Origin of the sequence: Microbulbifer marinus, from assembly GCF_900107725.1 — a bacterium.
Classification (GTDB): domain Bacteria; phylum Pseudomonadota; class Gammaproteobacteria; order Pseudomonadales; family Cellvibrionaceae; genus Microbulbifer; species Microbulbifer marinus.
Genome location: NZ_FNQO01000002.1, coordinates 697,767 through 716,449, shown reverse-complemented (window position 1 = coordinate 716,449; position 18,683 = coordinate 697,767). Strand labels below are relative to the sequence as shown.

15 protein-coding genes are annotated in these 18,683 nt (G+C 61.8%); 10 read left to right on the top strand and 5 right to left on the bottom strand.

The features are described from left to right. Positions 1-41: 41 nt before the first annotated feature. The 8 genes from BLW36_RS11125 (at position 42) to BLW36_RS11090 (ending at position 10,893) form a co-directional block, all read left to right on the top strand. Positions 42-1,373 (top strand): TldD/PmbA family protein, encoded by a 1,332-nt coding sequence (locus BLW36_RS11125; protein ID WP_091388246.1) that lies wholly within the window; start codon positions 42-44, stop codon positions 1,371-1,373. 27 nt (positions 1,374-1,400) lie between these two features. Further along, positions 1,401-3,032, top strand: coding sequence for a TldD/PmbA family protein (locus BLW36_RS11120; protein ID WP_091388244.1), 1,632 nt, complete (start codon positions 1,401-1,403; stop codon positions 3,030-3,032). A gap of 123 nt (positions 3,033-3,155) precedes the next feature. Then, complete coding sequence (locus BLW36_RS11115; protein ID WP_091388243.1) at positions 3,156-3,869, top strand: DUF4159 domain-containing protein; 714 nt, start codon at positions 3,156-3,158, stop codon at positions 3,867-3,869. Between the two features lie 6 nt (positions 3,870-3,875). Next, positions 3,876-4,886: an AAA family ATPase gene (locus tag BLW36_RS11110; RefSeq protein WP_091388240.1), complete on the top strand. Its 1,011-nt coding sequence runs from the start codon at positions 3,876-3,878 to the stop codon at positions 4,884-4,886. An 18-nt stretch (positions 4,887-4,904) separates the two neighbouring features. After that, on the top strand, positions 4,905-5,795 hold the full coding sequence (locus BLW36_RS11105) for a DUF58 domain-containing protein (RefSeq protein ID WP_091388238.1): 891 nt from the start codon (positions 4,905-4,907) through the stop codon (positions 5,793-5,795). A 1-nt stretch (position 5,796) separates the two neighbouring features. Further along, positions 5,797-7,002, top strand: coding sequence for a BatA domain-containing protein (locus BLW36_RS11100; RefSeq protein ID WP_091388236.1), 1,206 nt, complete (start codon positions 5,797-5,799; stop codon positions 7,000-7,002). Further along, positions 6,995-9,202 (top strand): hypothetical protein, encoded by a 2,208-nt coding sequence (locus BLW36_RS11095; RefSeq protein ID WP_091388234.1) that lies wholly within the window; start codon positions 6,995-6,997, stop codon positions 9,200-9,202. The genes BLW36_RS11100 and BLW36_RS11095 overlap by 8 nt, the downstream gene beginning before the upstream one ends. Continuing rightward, complete coding sequence (locus BLW36_RS11090) at positions 9,199-10,893, top strand: hypothetical protein (RefSeq protein WP_091388232.1); 1,695 nt, start codon at positions 9,199-9,201, stop codon at positions 10,891-10,893. Before BLW36_RS11095 ends, BLW36_RS11090 begins: the two co-directional genes overlap by 4 nt. Before the next feature lie 8 nt (positions 10,894-10,901). On the opposite strand, the gene BLW36_RS11085 is transcribed toward BLW36_RS11090, so the two are convergent. Next, complete coding sequence (locus BLW36_RS11085; RefSeq protein ID WP_211567186.1) at positions 10,902-11,441, bottom strand: lipocalin family protein; 540 nt, start codon at positions 11,439-11,441, stop codon at positions 10,902-10,904. 365 nt (positions 11,442-11,806) lie between these two features. Continuing rightward, positions 11,807-12,583 (bottom strand): ferredoxin--NADP reductase, encoded by a 777-nt coding sequence (locus tag BLW36_RS11080; RefSeq protein ID WP_091388230.1) that lies wholly within the window; start codon positions 12,581-12,583, stop codon positions 11,807-11,809. Positions 12,584-12,707: 124 nt separating this feature from the next. On the opposite strand from BLW36_RS11080, the gene BLW36_RS11075 reads away from it, so the two are divergent. Continuing rightward, positions 12,708-13,592, top strand: coding sequence for a LysR family transcriptional regulator (locus BLW36_RS11075; RefSeq protein ID WP_091388228.1), 885 nt, complete (start codon positions 12,708-12,710; stop codon positions 13,590-13,592). Between the two features lie 53 nt (positions 13,593-13,645). Here BLW36_RS11075 and BLW36_RS11070 read toward each other — a convergent pair whose 3' ends face one another. Further along, positions 13,646-14,140, bottom strand: a complete 495-nt coding sequence (locus BLW36_RS11070) for a hypothetical protein (RefSeq protein WP_211567185.1) — start codon at positions 14,138-14,140, stop codon at positions 13,646-13,648. 103 nt (positions 14,141-14,243) lie between these two features. Beyond that, positions 14,244-15,716, bottom strand: a complete 1,473-nt coding sequence (locus BLW36_RS11065; RefSeq protein WP_091388227.1) for a RimK family protein — start codon at positions 15,714-15,716, stop codon at positions 14,244-14,246. 159 nt (positions 15,717-15,875) lie between these two features. Here BLW36_RS11065 and BLW36_RS11060 point away from each other — a divergent pair, with 159 nt between their 5' ends. Further along, positions 15,876-17,003 (top strand): GNAT family N-acetyltransferase/peptidase C39 family protein, encoded by a 1,128-nt coding sequence (locus BLW36_RS11060; protein WP_091388225.1) that lies wholly within the window; start codon positions 15,876-15,878, stop codon positions 17,001-17,003. 27 nt (positions 17,004-17,030) lie between these two features. On the opposite strand, the gene BLW36_RS11055 is transcribed toward BLW36_RS11060, so the two are convergent. Next, a complete protein-coding gene (locus BLW36_RS11055) occupies positions 17,031-18,653 on the bottom strand; it encodes a M28 family metallopeptidase (protein ID WP_091388222.1) in 1,623 nt (540 codons plus the stop codon). Positions 18,654-18,683: the final 30 nt, after the last annotated feature.

Sequence of the window (18,683 nt, the reverse complement as noted above, 5' to 3'; positions counted from 1 at the left end):
CCAAGACGAACGAACAACAATAAATTTTTGGAGCAAAAAACATGGCAATTTTATCCAGAAGTGAAGCGAAGCGTATTCTCGACAAGGTGCTGAAATACAGCAAAGCCGAAGCGGCCAGTGCGCAGCTGACCGGCGCCGAGACCGGCAATATCCGCTACGCGCGCAACAGCGTGTCCACCAGCGGTGTCGTCAACGATATCGAGCTGGCGGTGGAAGCGCGATTCGGCAAGAAATCCGGCATCGCCACCATTAACGAATTCAGCGATGCGTCGCTGGAGAAAGTCATGCGCCGCGCCGAGGAGCTGGCCAAGCTGTCGCCGGACAATCCGGAAGCCATGCCGCTGCTGGGCAAGCAGAAATACATGAGCGTAGACGGCTTTGCCAAATCCACCGCAGACATGACACCGGATCAGCGCGCCAAGGCGGCCGCCGATTCGATCATCGCGGCCAAAGAGAAAAAAGTCGTCGCGGCCGGTTACCTGGAGGACGCGCGCTCCTTTGCCGCGGTCGCCAACACCAATGGCCTGTTCGGCTACCACGCCGCGACTTCCGCCAACTTCACCGTGACCATGCGCACCGAAAACGGCCTCGGCTCCGGCTGGGCGCAGAGCGACGTATCCGATTTCGCCGCGATGGACACCGGCAGCGTGTCCGGTGTCGCCATCGACAAGGCGGTCATGTCCCAGGAGGCGCGCGCACTGGAGCCGGGCAAATACACCGTGATCCTGGAGCCGAGTGCGGTATCCGGACTGGTCGGCTTTATGATGTGGAACTACGACGCGCGCAGCGCCGATGAGGGCCGCAGCTTTATGAGCAAGAAAGGCGGTGGTAACCGCATCGGCGAGAAGATGTTCGACAAGCGCGTACACATCTACTCCGACCCCGCCGACCTGAATGTGCCGGCCATGCCCTGGGCGGAAGACGATCATATGGCGCTGGAGCGCGTCGACTGGATCAAGGACGGCGTGGTGCAGAACCTGCCGCGCAGCCGCTACTGGGCCAGCCAGTCGGAGGAAAAGGCGATACCGCAGGGGAACAACCTGATTATGGTTGGCGGCGACAAGTCGACCGCGGAACTGATCAAGAACACCCGTCGCGGCGTGCTGGTGACCCGCACCTGGTATATCCGCATGGTGGATCCGCAGTCCCTGCTGCTGACCGGCCTGACGCGCGACGGCACCTTCTATATCGAAAACGGCAAGATCAAATACCCGATCAAGAATTTCCGTTTCAATGAAAGCCCGGTGATTATGCTGAACAACATCGAGGAGATGGGCCGTGCCGAGCGCGTCGGCATGTGGGGTTATTCGGCGATGATTCCCGCACTGAAAGTGCGCGACTTCACCTTCAGCAGCCTTTCCGACGCCGTATAACGGCCACAGCTAAACGAGGATTCCGAAATGGATAGAAGAAAGTTTCTCCAGCTGAGTGGCGCCGGTCTTGGTTTTTCCATGCTGCCGCTGTCCGGCATCGCAGTTGCGGAAAGTAAACTGACCCAGAGCGGTATGGATGTCGCGGTCAAAAAAGAACTGGCGGACGCGGCCCTGAATACGGCGACCAGACTCGGCGCCAGCTACGCCGACGTGCGCATCGGCCGCTACCTAAATCAATACGTGGTAACCCGCGAGATGAAAGTGCAAAACGTGGTCAATACCGAGTCCATCGGTATGGGCGTACGCGTGATTGCCAACGGCACCTGGGGCTTCGCCGCCACCAACGACATGAGCAGCGACGGCATCTCCCGCGCCACCGCACAGGCCGTGGCCACCGCCAAGGCCAACTCCAAGTACCAGAAGGAGCCGGTAGAACTGGCACCGGTCAAAGGTCACGGTGAAGTCAGCTGGCAAACGCCGATCCAGAAAAACGCCATGCAGATTCCGCTGGCGGAAAAAGTCGACCTGCTGATGGAAGTGAACAAGTCTGCACTGGATGCCGGTGCCAGCTTTATCAATTCCATGCTGTACCTGGTCAACGAGCAGAAGTATTTCGCTTCCACCGACGGCTCCTATATCGATCAGGACGTGCACCGCCTGTGGGCGCCGTTCAGCGTGACCGCGGTAGACAAGAAAGACGGCGGCTTCCGTACCCGTGAAGGCCTGAGCCAGCCGGTAGGGCGCGGTTTCGAATACCTGGACGGCCGCGCCGAGGACAAGATCCAGTCGCAGACGGTGCTGTACCGCGACTCCTACGACATGGTCGAGGACGCCCGCCTGGCCGCCGAGCAGGCGCAGGAAAAACTCACCGCTAAATCCGTCACACCCGGCAAGTACGACCTGGTGCTGGATCCGAGCCACCTGTGGCTCACCATCCACGAGTCCGTCGGCCACCCGCTGGAGCTGGACCGTGTGCTCGGCTACGAGGCCAACTACGCCGGCACTTCGTTCGCGACGATCGACAAGTGGCGCAGCGGCAAATTCAAGTACGGCAGCGACAAGGTCAACCTGTTCGCCGACAAGGTACAGCCCGGCTCACTGGGCGCGGTCGGCTACGACGACGAGGGCGTGAAGACCGGCAACTGGGATCTGGTGAAGGACGGCGTGCTGGTGAACTACCAGGCGATCCGCGACCAGGTACATATGCTCGACCAGAAGGAATCCCACGGCTGCTGCTACGCGGACAGCTGGTCCAGTGTGCAGTTCCAGCGCATGGCCAACGTGTCGCTGCTACCGGGCAAGGAGGAGCTCAGCGTCGACGACATGATCAAGGATGTCGAGAAGGGTATCTACATCGTCGGCGACGGCTCCTTCTCCATCGACCAGCAGCGCTACAACTTCCAGTTCGGCGGCCAGCTGTTTTACGAGATCAAGGAAGGCAAGATCGTCGGTATGCTCGAGGACGTCGCCTATCAGTCGAACACGCAGGAATTCTGGAATGCCTGTTCGCAGATCTGTGACAAGCGCGATTACCGCCTGGGCGGCTCCTTCTTCGATGGCAAGGGCCAGCCGGGTCAGGTCAGTGCCGTGTCCCACGGCAGTTCCACCGCGCGCTTCGACAGCGTGAACGTGATCAACACCAAGCGTAAGCTCGGTTAATTAATAGTTTCGTTGCTCCGGCGCAGGCCGGAGCCCAGTTACCAGAAAGCTGGATGCCGGCCTGCGCCGGCATAACGAATCTGTTTTTTGCCGGACCACCATAGAAGTTTCAGTGCAGTAACCATGTCCCTCACCCGCAAACAATTTCTGCAGAGCCTGTTGCTGGGCAGTTGTGCCGCGGCACTGCCGCTGGGCCTGCGCGCGCAGAGTGCGGCACGGGAGCATTACGACTTTTACTTTACCCGGCTGATGTACGAATCCGGCGACTGGGACGTGGATCAGCGCATGCCTTCCAATGTGCTGAACTCGCTGGTGGAATACACCAACCTGAAGGTGGATCCGCGCGAGCGCATCGTGCCGCTGGCGGACCCGGAAATGCTGCTGGCGCCCTTCTGTTATCTGGCCGGGCACAAGCTGGTGGAATTCACCGAGGCCGAGGCGCGCAACTTCCGCGATTACGTCAATCGCGGTGGTTTCATCTTCGTCGATGACTGCAACCACGATATCGACGGCCTGTTCGCCAAATCATTCGAAGCGCAGATGGTGAAACTGTTCGGCGAGGACTGCCTGCAAAAACTGCCGGACAACCACGATCTGTATACCTGTTTTTTCCAGTTCGACGAACTGCCGGTGACCAGTTTCGAGCTGAACGGCTGGGGCGACGACCTGGTGCACGATTACCTGAAGGCGATCGTCGTCGACGGGCGCATTGCCGTGCTCTACAGCAACAAGGATTTCGGTTGCGAGTGGGATTACGACTACCGCAACAAACGCTGGCTGGCGATCGACAATACAAAATTCGCCGTGAACATTGTTATCTACGCACTGACAAGCTGAACCGCCATGTCCAACACCATTGACAGCACCATTGAAGACACCATCGAGCAGCGCCTAAATGGCCTGGAAACCCTGAGACAGGAGATCGGCAAGGTCATCGTCGGCCAGCGGGAGGTGGTGGACCAGATGCTGATCTGTCTGCTGGCCCGCGGTCACGCGCTGCTCGAGGGCGTTCCCGGTCTCGGCAAGACGCTGCTGGTAAAAACCCTGGCCGACTGCACCGAGCTGGCGTTCAAGCGCGTGCAGTTCACCCCGGACCTGATGCCGGGCGACATCCTCGGCAGCGAGATTCTCGAAGAGGATCACTCCACCGGTAAACGGTTTTTCAAATTCCAGCGCGGGCCGATTTTCACCAACGTTCTGCTGGCGGACGAAATCAACCGCACACCGCCGAAGACCCAGTCGGCGCTATTGGAGTCGATGCAGGAATACTCCGTGACCGTCGGCGGCGAGACCATGGCACTGCCGGAGCCTTACTTCGTACTGGCGACGCAGAACCCGATCGAACAGGCCGGCACCTACCCGCTGCCGGAAGCGCAGCTGGACCGCTTCCTGCTGAATATTCATATCGACTATCCCAGCGAGCAGGACGAAGTCGAAATACTGCGCGCGACCACCGGCGCCAGTGCGGCCAAACCGCAGCCGTGCCTCGATGCCGCCGGGCTAGTTGAAATGCAGCGACTGGTGCGCGAAATCCATATCAGCGACGATCTCTATCACTATGTCGCGCGCCTGGTGCGCGCCACTCGCACCGGTGAAGGTGGCGACACCCAACTGCAGCAGTGGATCAAGTGGGGCGCAGGCCCACGCGCCGGCCAGGCACTGATCCTGGCGGCCAAGGCACGCGCGTTTCTGCAACAGCGTTTGTCCGTGACCCGCGCTGATATTCAGGCGCTGCTGCTGCCGGTACTGCGGCACCGCATACTGCTGAGTTTCCACGCCCAGGCGGACGGCGTCACAGTTGAGCAGGTACTGCGCGAACTGCTCGCCGCCGTGCCGGAGCCGGGACGGGACTGACACCGTGGAGTTGGCCCTGTGAAACTGATCGACCCGCTGACGCTCGCCAGCACCCGCGATCTCGCCTGGCTGTCGCGCCATATCGCCGAGGGCATGCTGCTGGGTATGCAGCACAGCCAGCGCCGCGGTGCGGGTATTGAGTTCCAGCAGTACCGCAGTTACGAGCCGGGTGATTCCATTCGCCATATCGACTGGAAGCTGTATGCGCGCTCGGACCGCTACTATGTGCGCGAGGCGGAACAGGAAAGCCAGATGCACGTGTGCATCGTGCTCGATACCAGCGCATCGATGGCGCAGCCGAGTTTCGCCTATCCCGAACTGAGCAAACTGCAGTACGCCAAGTGCTGGATCGCGAGCCTGTGCTGGCTGCTGCACAACCAGGGCGATCGCTTTTCGCTGCTGGCGCTGAACGACAGCGGCAGCCACTACCTGCCCGAAGGCCAGGGCGAAGGACACCACCGCCGCCTCGCACTGGAACTGCAGCGCCTGCAGGCGGCTGGTCACTGGCCGGATAAAAGCCAGCTCGCCAGTGTCTGGCAATATTTCGAGCAGCCCTGCCAGGTGGTGCTGGTCAGCGATTTCTTCGAGCGCGCGCAGGAGATCAGCGCATTCGCCGCCCGCCTGCACGGGGCCGGGCGGCCCTGCCTGCCGCTGCAGCTGCTGGTCGAGGCCGAGGAGTCCTTTCCGTTCGACGGCGAACTGAAAATCCGCAATCCGGAGGCCGCCGGCATTCTCGAAGTCGGCGCGCGCCAGCAGCGCGACGATTACCTGCGCGCTTTTGCCGCGGCGCAAAAGCAACTGGCCGCTCGCTTCGCCGGCCAGGAATGTCCGTTGACCAGCGTCACCATAGAGCAGCCGCTGGAGCAATCTCTGCGGCGCTTTATCGGTGCCCATTCGAGGGTGGGCTGACATGCAGTGGTTGTCGGCTACTCTGCAATCGCCGCTGTGGCTGTGGCTGCTCGGTGCTCTCGCCATCCCGCTGCTGATTCACCTGCTGCGGCGCAGCAACCCGCGCGAAATCACCTTCGCCGCCGCACATTGGTTGCAGCAGAAGCCACAACAGAACTGGAAGCGCCTGTTCCTGCGCGACAAATTACTGCTGTTGTTGCGGGTGCTGTTAATTGCCCTGCTGGCACTGCTGCTGGCACAGCCGTTACTGCCGCGCGGCGCGCAGTCGGGCAAATCTATTCTGCTGGTAGACCCGCGTGTGGGGCGCACAGAGCTGCGCGCGTTCCTCGACAGCAAATTCCCCGGTGACGGCGCAGCCTTTACCGACATGCTCTGGTTGCAGGCGCGTCCGTTGCCGATCGACGAGCAGCGGCCGCCGGCACCGGACCTGTGGCATGCACTGTCCGCTCTTGCCGACCAGGCCGCCTTCCGTCGCGCGCATATCCTGCTGCGCAGTGGCAAAAATCCCGCCGGCCACGGCCTGCTTAGATTCAGTCCGCACTGGCAGTGGCATGCATTGCAGCAGTCGGGTAACAGCGACGACGCCATCGCGCCGCGTATCGCGCTGCTCGGCGACGGCCCCGCGTGGCTGGAGCCCGCGCTGCGGCATTTGCGCAACTCAACACTGCCGCAGTTGGCGCTGCAGCAGGCGGCTTCGGCAGATGCTCTGAGTGCAGAAACGGTGGACTGGCTGATCTACGATTCACCCGGCGCGTTGCCCGAGATACTGCACGGTTTCATACGCGACGGCGGCCTGCTGATCACCGATCAGCGGGTACAGCCAAGCGCGGAACTGATATTCACCGAACTGGATACTGTGCAGGGTGAGCCGCTGGAGGCGGCGGCCATCGGCCGCGGCAGCTGGTTGCGCTACCGGCGCGACTGGCACAGCGAGCAATTTTTCCGCCGCGCCGACCTGCCGCAGCGCCTGTGGCGACAGTGGGCGGCACAGGACTGGGCGCTGCAATCCCGCAGCCGCGCCAGCTGGTCCATCGACGCACCGCCCGGTATCGCCGTGCCGGACACCGCAGTACGGCCGGCAGCGCGCGCAAGCTTCGCGCGACCATTGCTAGTCGCACTGCTGTTGCTGCTCGCCCTGGAACGCTTGCTCGCTTTGAGCGGCGCCTTGCGGCAGCAAGTGCAGAGAGAAGGTGAGCGCCATGTCTGAGCGAGCACACCAGACTCTGCAACGGGCGCAGAATCGCTGGCGGCGCGGCAGCCTGCCACCTTACCTGTGGCTGGTCCTGCTGACCGGGGTTGCGGTCGCCGCGGGCAGTGTCTATTTGCAGTGGCCTGGCTGGCTGGCAATCGCCTGTGTGGCGGCAATCGCGGTGGCACTGTTGCTGGACCGCAACTGGCGCCTGCCCGCCGCCGAATTGTGTCGACAGCTGGACCGGCGCTACCCTGAATTGCAGGACAGCAGTCAGCTGTTGCGGCGACCACCGGAGACACTGGCACCGCTGGCGCAACTTCAGCGGCAGCGCGTCGCCACCGCCCTGCAGGGAATTTCGCAGCGCGGTGAACTGAGAAACTTTCGACCGAGCTGGCACCGCAGCCCGCTGGCGAATGCCGCCGGTGCCTGTTTCGGCCTGATGTTGTTTGTCACTATCGACAGTCTGCCGCAAAGGCAGGCCGCCGAGACAACATCCACAAACGAGAAATTAGTTGCGTCGCAATCGATCGCCATTGTCGAGGCCGTTACCGAGATTCAACCACCTGCCTACACCGGCCTGCCGCAACAGACGCAATCGCTGCAGGTAAGTGCGCTCGAAGGTGCCCGCGTCACCTGGAATATCGAACTCAACGATACTGCAGACGGGCTGACGATGCTGGCAGCGGAAAAGGAGTTTCAATTTGAGCCGGCAGGCACCTTACCGAGCCGCCGCTGGCTATTGACACGCACCGTAGCCGCGCCAGATTTTTACCAGCTATCGGTACACAGCAGTGGCGAGCAAAAACTGTTGCCGGAAATTCACAATATCGAAATCCAGCCGGATCGCGCTCCGGATTTTTCGTTCGATTATCCGCGGGACAATGTAACCGTCGTCAGCGCCGGTGCCGATTCATCCGTACTGCTGCAGGTCAGTGTCGAAGTGGCAGACGACTTCCAGGTAATCGACACGGAACTGCTGGTTACGCTGGCCAGTGGCAGCGGGGAAAATGTCCGCTTCCGCAACGAAACCATTCGGCTGCAACCCTCTGAGGACGCTAGTAAGACAAAACACTATCGCTTCAGCATACCGGTAACACGCTACGACATAGAACCGGGTGACGAGCTCTACTGGTTCCTGCGGGCGCGCGATAACCGCGCGCCGCAGGCCAACGTGGTGAAAAGCCAGCATTTCATCGTCCGCTGGCCGCAGGAGGAGATTTTCGGTCTCAGCGATGCAGAGGGCATGGCGATCAAGGTATTGCCGGAGTATTTCCGCAGCCAGCGGCAGCTGATCATCGATACCGAGGCGCTGCTCGCAGAACAGGAGCAACTGACCCCAGCGAAATTCCGCGCGCGCGCTGCATCCCTGGCCTACGAACAGAACCTGCTGCGCATGCGCTACGGTCGCTTCCTCGGCGAGGAGGACTCGGCGCTGGAACACGCCGGCGATGCCCATGGCGACGAAGCGCCGGGCGAACACAGCGGCGACCACGCCGAAGCACATTCGGCAGAGCATAATCCCGGACAGAATGAGGAACACGGCGCGCCGCCGGTACAGTTCGGCGACGATGCCGGCGTCGTTGCGGCCGCCGGCCACCAGCACGACGACTCGGAGCACGCGACACTGTTCGATCCGCAGACGAAGGAATTGTTGCGCAGTGCATTGAATGCCATGTGGAGTTCCTGGCGCGAACTGTCCGTCATCGAACCGCGCGCTTCCCTGCCCTACCAGCATACGGCGCTGCGTTATATCAAGGAGGTGCAACAAGCCTCGCGCATCTATCTGCAGCGCGTCGGTTTCGAGCCGCCACCCTTGGACCAGAACCGCCGGCTGAGTGGCGAGCTGGACGACGTGGCGCCACCAGCCGTTACCGCCGCAGCCAGCAGCGGCGAGCGCGTGGAAATTCTCACGCTGCTGGCGCAGGTGCGGGGCAGCGAGGCGTTGAGCGAGGACATTGCGGCGGAACTGCAGCAGTGGCCGTCGCTGCAAACGCAGCCGCAATTGCAGATGGAGCTGGCAAAATCCCTGCGCCTGTACCGGCAACAACGCGACTGTAACGAGTGTCGGCAGCAGCTTGCGGCGCTGCTGTATCGGCTGCTGCCGGAGCCCCAGGCGCAGCCATCGCTGCCGCGACTGCGCGACGCGGCAGGCGAGTTCGATCAGTGGTTGCAGGCACAGCGGGATAGCAACGACGACGCGGAGGTGCGCCGATGATTCAGTGGCTCACTCTGCTCGTTACCACCGCGCTGTCGATATCGCTGTTGCTGATGCTGCGCCGTCGTGCAAGCGTACCGCAGCGGATCGGTGCCGCCCTGACACAGGTACTGATCTGGGCGGCTGCCTGGATGCTGTTGCAGCCGCCGGCCTTGCTGCCGCCAACAGCAACCGCAAGCCTGCAGACCGACGGCGCGGCAATCCTGGATCCCGAACTCGCACCCGCGGAAATCGCCGGTCTGCAGAAGCTGAATGTTAGAGGCGATGGACTGCGGCGCGATGCGCTGCGCGATCTGCCGCCGGTGCGGCTGGCAACTGCCGCGCATACCTCCGCGCCGAGCTGGCACGTCGACTGGCCGCGGGAATTGTTATTGGGTGATTCGCTGCGCCTGCAGATCTCCGCTGACACCGCATTGGACAGCGCGACTGAACTGACGCTTGAAGATCCGTTCGGTGGTGCGATCGACAGTGCGACCATCGCCGCAGGCACGAAAATGGAAGTGTCGTTGACTGCCGTGCCCAAGCTCGAAGGTCCACAGCTCTACCAGCTGCGCATCGAAACGTTTGCCGAGAATAAAAGCGAAGTTCGTCGCGAGCCTGTGCCCGTGGTAGTGCACAGTGCCGAACAGCCGGCAGCGCTGTTGTGGCTGGCACGGCCGTCGTTCGAGACGGCGGCCCTGGTCCGCTGGCTGCGGCAGTCCGGCGTGCCGACGCAGGTCATCACCCAATTGGCACCGGCGGTAGTGCGGCGCGAGAATTTCAACGGTCTGGAAAATAGCGCCTCACAGCCGCTGGATGCGGCCGCCCCCTTCGACCTGGTGATACTCGACAGCCGTCTGTGGCCACAGCTGACGGCGGCGCAGCGCCGCGCATTGCCGGACATCGCCGCGCAACAGTCGCTGCTGTGGCTGGTTGGCGATGACAGTCCACGCGGCTTTATCGACTATGCCAGCGCGCAACAAATGCCACTGCAAATAGCCGACACCCGGGCTGCGAAAAACCCGTTCGCTATCGATGATGCCCTGCCGCCACTGCGGTTGCACGCCTATCAGCCGCAGCGGCCACAGACGGGCGATCTGCAGCTGCGCGGAGACAAGGGTGTGCTTTACTGGGGCCGCAATAATCAGGACGGTGCGCTGGGTTTTGCACTGTTCGGCGACAGTCACCGCTGGCCGACCGCCGGCTACGCGACCGAATACGCGCGGCTGTGGAAAGCGGTATTCGATCACCAGCTCGCTCGCCGCGGCAGCCGCGCACCGATCTCGCTGTCGACGGAATTGCCCTTGGCGGGCCGTCGGCTCACGCTGTGCAGCAGCGTATTTACCGATGGCGCACCGCAATTGGTGCGCACCGCTGCTGAAGAGAAAAGTTCGGCCACGCCGCTTGTGGGAAGCGCCGCGGCAAGAACTGACAGCGGCTACTGCTATTCCTACTGGCCGGCGCAGGCAGGCTGGTATCTAAGTGACAACGACAGTAATCCGTTTGCACTGTATGTATTCCCCACCGGGGTCTGGGCAGAATGGGACAGGGCCCTGAAACGCACACAGACGCGGCAGATGGCCAGTGCGCGTCTCGGCCCGGCGACGCAGGCACAAGCTCCGCAACAGCCATTGCCACTACATTGGCCGGCGCTGGCGCTGCTGTTGCTGCTGAGTTTTACCTGGTGGCGCGAGCGCGGTTCACTGCGCTGACCGTTGATCTACTGTGTCGCCGGCGCTGCGGCCTGGTCGACAAAAATCAGCCGCCCGGTCTGATAACCCAGCGCGGCAGCACGCTGGACTAATTCGTTCACCGTGCTCTGCGGCAGGCTTGGCGTGCGCGACAGTATCCACAGATAGGATTTGCTGTAGCCACTGACCAACGCATACTGATAGTCCTTGTCCAGTTCGACGATGACATAGGATGCGTAGAAAGGGCCGAAGAAAGAAACCTTCAGGTGACCGACATCTTCGCTGTCGACAAAAGTCGCCCGCCCCTCGACCTGCTTCCATTTGTCTTGCTCGCGGGAGTAGCCGCGGTTGACGACGCGCACCGAACCGTCCGGGTTCAGGCTGTATTCTGCGGTGACCCGCGACAGCCCGCGCTCGAAGGAGTGATCGAGGCGCGCTATCTCGTACCACTTACCCAGATATCGGTTCAGCTGGAAATTCTGCACCGGCTCGACATTCTCCGGCACCCCGGTGCAGCCGGCCACGCCGAGCAGCACCAGGCACAGCAAGAGTTTGGAAAGCTTTGTCACCGATTTACTCCCGAAAATAGCCGTCACAACTGTTGCTCGGCGTTAGTCGCCTGGCGTTGTACGTCCTGCCTAGAGAATAGGATCAGTGCAGCGGGTTTTCACCCATAAAAAAACCACCCGTCCGGGTGGTTTGTAAAAACAGGCAGAAGACAACTGATTACCTGTGGCTTCACTGGAAACGGGAGTGCCGCGATTCGCGACAGCACACCAGAGTCGACACTCCGAAAACGTTTAACATCCGGGTCTGTCCCTGCGCGCATTCCGTCGCGCAGACACTGTCGAAGTACCGACTCCGCTATGCTGTCACTGCAGACAAAAAGAAAGCAGAGCGCGGCGATAGCGGTCGCCGCGCCCCACTGCAGGGATTATTTCTCGACGAAGGCGCGCTCGATCACGTATTCGTGCGGAACACCGGCGCGGGTCTCGCGGAAACCCCAGTCGTCGAGAATGCCGGTCAGATCCTTCAGCATCGCCGGGCTGCCGCACAACATAAAGCGGTCCTCTTCGACATTCGGCTGCGGCACGCCCAGGTCCTGGAAGATTTTGCCGGACAGCATCAGGTCGGTCAGACGGCCGTTGTTGCGGTAGGGCTCGCGGGTCACCGTCGGATAGTAGAGCAGCTGTTCGCGGACCATCTCGCCGAAGTACTCGTGGTTCGGCAGCTCGTTTTCGATGTAGTCCTGGTAGGCCAGCTCGGAAACGTGGCGCACACCGTGGGTCAGGATCACCTGGTCGAAGCGCTCGTAGACATCCGGATCCTTGATGATGCTCATGAACGGCGCCAGCCCGGTACCGGTGGACAGCAGCCACAGCCGCTTGCCGGGCAGCAGATGGTCGGCCACCAGCGTACCGGTGGGCTTGCGGCTGACATAGATCTCGTCGCCGGGTTTGATATTTTGCAGCTGCGAGGTCAGCGGGCCGTTCGGCACCTTGATGCTGAAGAACTCCAGTTCGTCCTCGTAGTTGGCGCTGGCAATAGAGTAGGCGCGCAGCAGTGGGCGGCCGTTATCCTGCTGCAGGCCGATCATCGTAAAATGACCGTTCTCGAAGCGGAAACCGGGATCGCGGCTGGTCTTGAAGCTGAACAGCGTGTCGTTCCAGTGGTGGACTTCCAGGACCTTCTCTATATTCAAATTAGACATAAGCTTAAAACTACTTATTCCTGACCTCTCTTAATGGTTGAATTCTAGCTCTGGAATATCTATTGGCAAAATGGGATATTTGGATATTCCTTATCGATTTTGCCAATTACATCCGGAGCTAATCGTGCGCTACTCACTGCGACAGCTGGAGGTGTTTCTCGCCTGCGCCCACTACGAGAACGTGAGCCGCGCGGCGGAAAGCCTGAACATGTCCCAGTCCGCCGCCTCCACCGCGCTGAAAGAGTTTGAACAGCAGTTCGACCTGCGCCTGTTCGAGCGCACCGGCAAGCGCCTGCGCCTGAACGAGCTGGGGCGCCAGCTGTGGCCGCGGGCGGAGGAACTGCTGGAGCGGGCGCGTGAGCTGGAACAGACCCTGGCCACCCACCGCGACCTGGGGCGGCTAAAAATCGGCGCCACCCTGACCATCGGCAACTACCTGGCCGCCGGCGTCATGGCGCGCTATATGGAGGAACAGCCGGGCACGCGGGTGGAACTGGAAGTGGCCAACACCGCCGCCATCGCCGAGCGAGTACTGAACTTTGAGTTAGATCTGGGGTTGATCGAGGGGGAACTCAACCACCCGGACCTGGAAATGATTCCCTGGCGCGACGACGAACTGGTGGTGTTCTGTGCGCCGCAGCACCCGCTGGCCGGGCGCAAGCGACTCTCCGACAAGGACCTGACCGCAGCCACCTGGATTACCCGCGAACCCGGCTCCGGCACCCGCCAGACTTTCGAGCGCGCCATGGCCGGCCTGCTGCCGCAGATGCACATCTTATTGGAGCTGCAGCACACCGAGGCGATCAAACGCGCGGTGGAGGCAGGGCTGGGAATCAGCTGTCTGTCGCGGGTGTCGCTGGCGGACGCCATGAAACGCGGCTCACTGGTGGAGCTGCCGGTACCGCAGCGGGATTTCCGCCGCGAATTTTATTTTGCCCTGCACCGGCAGAAATACCGCAGCTCCGGCATCGAGCGCTGGCTGGAACTGTGCCGGCAGGTGCAGATATAAAAAAACCACCCGTGAGTGGGTGGTTTTTTTGTTGCAACGTGTCAGCTATCGAATCACTGAACGCGCACCAGCTGCGACTTAACGTCTTCCGACACCTGATCGATGGAAGCAATGGTCAGACCACCCATCGGTGCAGAGGCGGTCGCCGGCTGCAGGGTTACATTCGCTGATTCCGGCAGTTTCCACATTGCGCCGGTCGCCGGGTCCACGATCAGCATGCCGATCAGGCCGCCGAACAGAATGTTGCCGATATACCAGCCGTCCATACCGGCAGTCAGCTGAAAGCTCTGCTCGTTGTAGCCAGCCATCTGGTATTTCACGGTGTAGCTCGCGGAGGAGAAGAAACCGTCGGAGGCGGCCAGGGTAATGGTGTCCGGAGTCACGCCAGTGTGAACGTCCAGACCCGCTTCATTTACTACGCTGAAGTTCGCACCGGACGGGGTGCTATTGATGGTCACCGGATAGCTGCTGTCACTCAGAATGCTCGCACAGCCCGTCGCCAATACCATGCCGGCAGCGGCAACCCCCATAGTCAACTTCTTAAACATATGATTTCCTAACTTTTTTTAGTTTTATAGCGCCAACATCCTATATGTAGGCGGCGCGCAGGTTACCATATTTTTTGTCAGTCAGTGACAGGGCGTTGCACGGTCAGTTTTCGTGACGGGTGCGGCGCGCGTCCAGCCTGCGGGCAAACTCCTCGAGTATCAGTCGGTAGAGTTCGCGACCGAGATATTTATCTTCCACGCCGCTGTCGATCGACGGGTTGTCGTTCACCTCGATCACGTAGCCTTTGCCGGCGGACTCCTTCACATCCACACCGTAGAAACCGTTGCCGATGGGCTTGGTCGCTTTCAGCGCTGCCTGCAGCACCGCTTTCGGCACTTCAAAGGTCGGCAGTGTGGTAAAGCCACCGCTGGTAGTTTTCTTGTTGCCGTGGTTGTAAATCTGCCAGTGATTTTTCGCCATGTAGTAGCGGCACGCATACAACGGTTTGTTGTTCAGCACGCCGATACGCCAGTCGAACTCCGTGTACAGAAATTCCTGCGCGAGCAGCAGACTCGATTCGGCAAACAGCTCGCCCAATTTGTCCCGCAGCTCCTCTTCGGTCTTTACCTTTACCACGCCGCGGGAGAAGGAACCGTCGGGAATCTTTACCACCATCGGCAGACCAAGTTCCGCGAGCGCCTTCTGCAGGCCTTGCTCATCGCCGCGCCGCAGAATACAGGTCCTCGGCGCCGGCACCTTGTGGGTCGCAAACAGGTCGGCCAGATAAATCTTATTGGTGCAGCGCAGGATACTGGTCGGGTCATCCAGCACCACCAGCCCTTCGGCCTCGGCTTTTTTGGCGAAGCGGTAGGTGTGGTGGTCGATGGCGGTGGTCTCGCGAATAAACAGCGCATCGAACTCGGGCAGGCGCATATAGTCCGCTGGCGTGATCATTTCCACCGAGAAGCCCAGCTCGCGGCCGGCGCTGGCAAACTTTTTCAGCGCGCTCTGGTCCGACGGCGGCAGCGCCTCTTCCGGGTTGACCAGTATCGCCAGGTCGTAGCGGCTGTTGGCGCTCTTCTTGAGTGGGCGCCACACCTGCTTGCTGAAACTGTCCAGCGCTTCTGCGAACTGCGTTTCCTCCGCATCGGTCAGCTCGCGGTGCGAGCAGATACGCAGGTCGGCGATCTCCCAGTTCTTGTCGCAGGCCAGGTGGATTTCCAGTACCGGGCAGGCGAAACGGTCGAACAGCAATCGCGCCAGCGGCTGCAGGGCCGGCTCGGCACACTGACCAAAATAGGACTTCACCACTAGGTGGCTGCCCGGCTCCCGCGGTGCCTGCAGTTTGTTCAGCGCCGGCACCAGTGGCGCCAGCTGCAGCTTGTACAGCTGCGGCACCGACAGGTCATTGAGCGTGCGCACGCTGGGCAACACGTGGTGGCTGCGCGCCTCGGCCAGCAGTGAGCAGTAGTAGCCCTCCGACCGGTAGTCGTAGTCGGCACAGAGGTTGATGACCCGCACCCGCTGTTGGCGGGCCGGGAGCTGCAGATAATCCGCAAAGGTGATCACGCGCTCACTGGGGTAGTAAGGCGCCCAGTCGCTGGGCTGGTCGATCACAATAAGCACCTGGGACATGGAGGAAAGGCGCCTCTAAATAGGTAGGTCGGTTGCGCGAAAGATAGAAGAAAAGCTGTCGGCCTCCTATCTTTTTTTGATGCTTTTTTTGCAGTTTTTGCTAATGTTGCCAGGCCGCAACATCGCGGTGTCCTGAGCCGCCAGCAGGCGGGCCGTAAAATGTCGTCCCAAGCTTTCCCCACCTTTGTGGTTCGCCCCGCCAGCCCGGGGGATGTGCCGGCGTTGCACGCGCTGGAACAGGCCTGTTTTGCCAGCGACCGCCTGAGCCGGCGGCGACTGCGCCACTGGGTGGCGGCGGACAACCGCGTGTTTCTGGTTGCCGAGCGGGCCGGACAAATCCTCGGTTACGTACTGGTGCTGCTGCGCCGCGGCACGCGCCTGGCGCGCCTCTATTCCCTCGCCGTTGGCCCGGCCGGCCGCGGCCAGGGTCTCGGCAAGGCACTGCTGTCGGCGGCCGAAGAAGCCAGCAGTCACAGCGGCCGGCTGTTCATGCGCCTGGAGGTGGCAGAGGACAATCACGCCGCCATCGCCCTCTACCAGCAGCTGGGTTACCGTACCTTCGGCAGTTATGCCGATTACTACGAGGACCACGGCAACGCGCTGCGCATGCAGAAGCGCATTCGCTATCGCCCGGAGAACCTGCACAGCCTGGCGGTACCCTGGTACGGCCAGACGACCGAATTCACCTGCGGGCCGGCCGCGGCGATGATGGCCATGGCGGCGCTGCGCTCCGACTATCAACCCTCGGTCAGTGAGGAGCTGGCGCTGTGGCGCGAAGCCACCACCATTTTCATGACGTCCGGCCATGGCGGCTGCCACCCGATCGGCCTGGCGCTGGCACTGCAGCGGCGCGGTTTCGACAGTGAGGTTTACCTAAACCAGGCATCGCCGCTGTTCGCCGACGGCGTGCGCTCGAGCGCGAAAAAGGCGGTGATCCAGCAGGTGGATACGGACTTCCGCGCCGCCGCCCGCGACAGGGGCATTGCCGTCATCGAGCAGGAATTTACCCAGGAACAGCTGCAGCAGTGGCTGGAGGAAGGCGCGCTGGCGTTATTACTGATCAGTACCTATCGCCTGGACGGCAAGAAGGTGCCCCACTGGGTGACGCTGACCGGTATCGACGGGGAGTGCCTCTATGTGCACGACCCGGACTTCGACGACGAGCAGAACCCGCTCGACAGCCAGTACCTGCCGATCGCCCGCGATGACTTTGCCAGGATGTCGCTGTTCGGAAGGGAGCGGCTGCGCACCGCGGTCGTGGTGCGCAGAGTGAAGCCGGCGGACTGAGCCAGCCGCGCCGGTTTTGTCTGCGGTTTAGTTGTTCCCGAACAGCTCCCCGAAGAAATCCCCCTTGTACCATCGCGGCTTCCTGTCGGCGTCGGCGACTTCGCGGGCAATGGCGTAGTTCACCTCGGTGAACTGCTTGGCGGCAGCGTAGCTGATCTGCGCATCGGCCACATCCGTGGGGCGATGGTAGCGCTCGCGCAGGAATTTGGTCTGCATCGCCGTGCCGTCGATTGCCGGATCCAGCGCTTCGCGACCGGTGATCAGGTAGATGGCCGGCACTCCCTGACGCACGAAGTTGTAGTGATCACTGCGCACGAAAATCACCTGTTCCGGCATCGGGTCGGGACTCAGTTTCAGGCCGGTGCGTGCGGCAGCGCGCTCGGCGGTTTTGCCCAGCGACGAGTGCTCGGCACCGAAGGCGATGATGTCCCGGAACGGGTACAGCAGCATCGGCATATCCAGATTGATATTGGCCACGATCGACTGCGGTGGCACCGGCGGGTGCTGGGCGAAATAATCCGAGCCCAGCAGCCCTTTCTCCTCGGCGGTCACGGCGACAAATAGCAGCGAGCGGCGCGGCGCGCGGCCGGATTCGATAAACAGGCGCGCGGTTTCCAGCATCACCGCGATGCCGGCGGCATTGTCCTGGGCACCGTTATTGATCTGCCCATCCGCATCCACACCGATATGGTCGAGGTGCGCGGAGAAGACGACGTATTCATCTTTCAGCTTGGGATCGCTGCCTGGCAACACGGCCACCACATTGGGGCTGACAATTTTCTTGTGCGTTGCGCCGCTGGTCAGCGCGGCGCGGTAGGGTAGCGCGAAGCCGCGCGGCGCCAGGCCGTTTTCGATCTCGGTATAAACGGTATCCAGGCTGCGCTGCGCGCCCATAAACAGCTGGCGCGCCGCCGGCATATCCAGCATCACGCCGGGGTGCAGGCTGGGTATGGCATCACCGGGCATATCGTCGGCGCCGAGCCAGTCGAAACTGTCTTCGTGTACGTGCTCTACGGAACGCTTGAATGACCGGCGCTTCTCCCGCTGAGGCGTGTTCAGAGTGATGTAACCGACCGCACCGTGATGCGCGGCGGTCTCGCGCTTGGTGCGGCCGGAAGAGTAGTGAGCGCCGACTTCGCTGGGCAGGTTCTTCGGTCGGCCACTCAGCATCACGACTATCTTGCCGCGCACGTCGAGGCCGGCGTAGTCGTCAATACCGTAGGCCGGCGCGTCGATGCCGAAGCCGACAAACACCAGATTGGCCGCTGTCGCGGTGGCTTCACTGACGGTGGGCGGTGCGGCGATAAAGTCCTCACCGAAGTTGAAGGTGATATCGCCGTCGCGCCCCTGCAGCACCAGGGTCGGCTCGCGGCCATTCCAGCTGGCGCGGCGGAACGGCACCTGCTGCAGGTAGCCCTGGCTGCCGGCCGGCTGCAGGCCCAGCTGCTCGAACTGGCGCGCGACATAGTCGGCCGCCTGGCGGTAACCGGCACTGCCGGTCTCGCGCCCGGCCAGCTCATCCGCGGCCAGGTATTCCACATCTCGGCGAATATTTTCGCTGTCGGCGCTGGGGATAGGGGCGGGAAAGTTAGTGGCGCAGGCCACCAGCGCGCCCGCAACCAGGGCGCCGAGCAGGGTTCTGATTTTCATCGAATCATTCTTGTCGTTGGAATTCGTTAG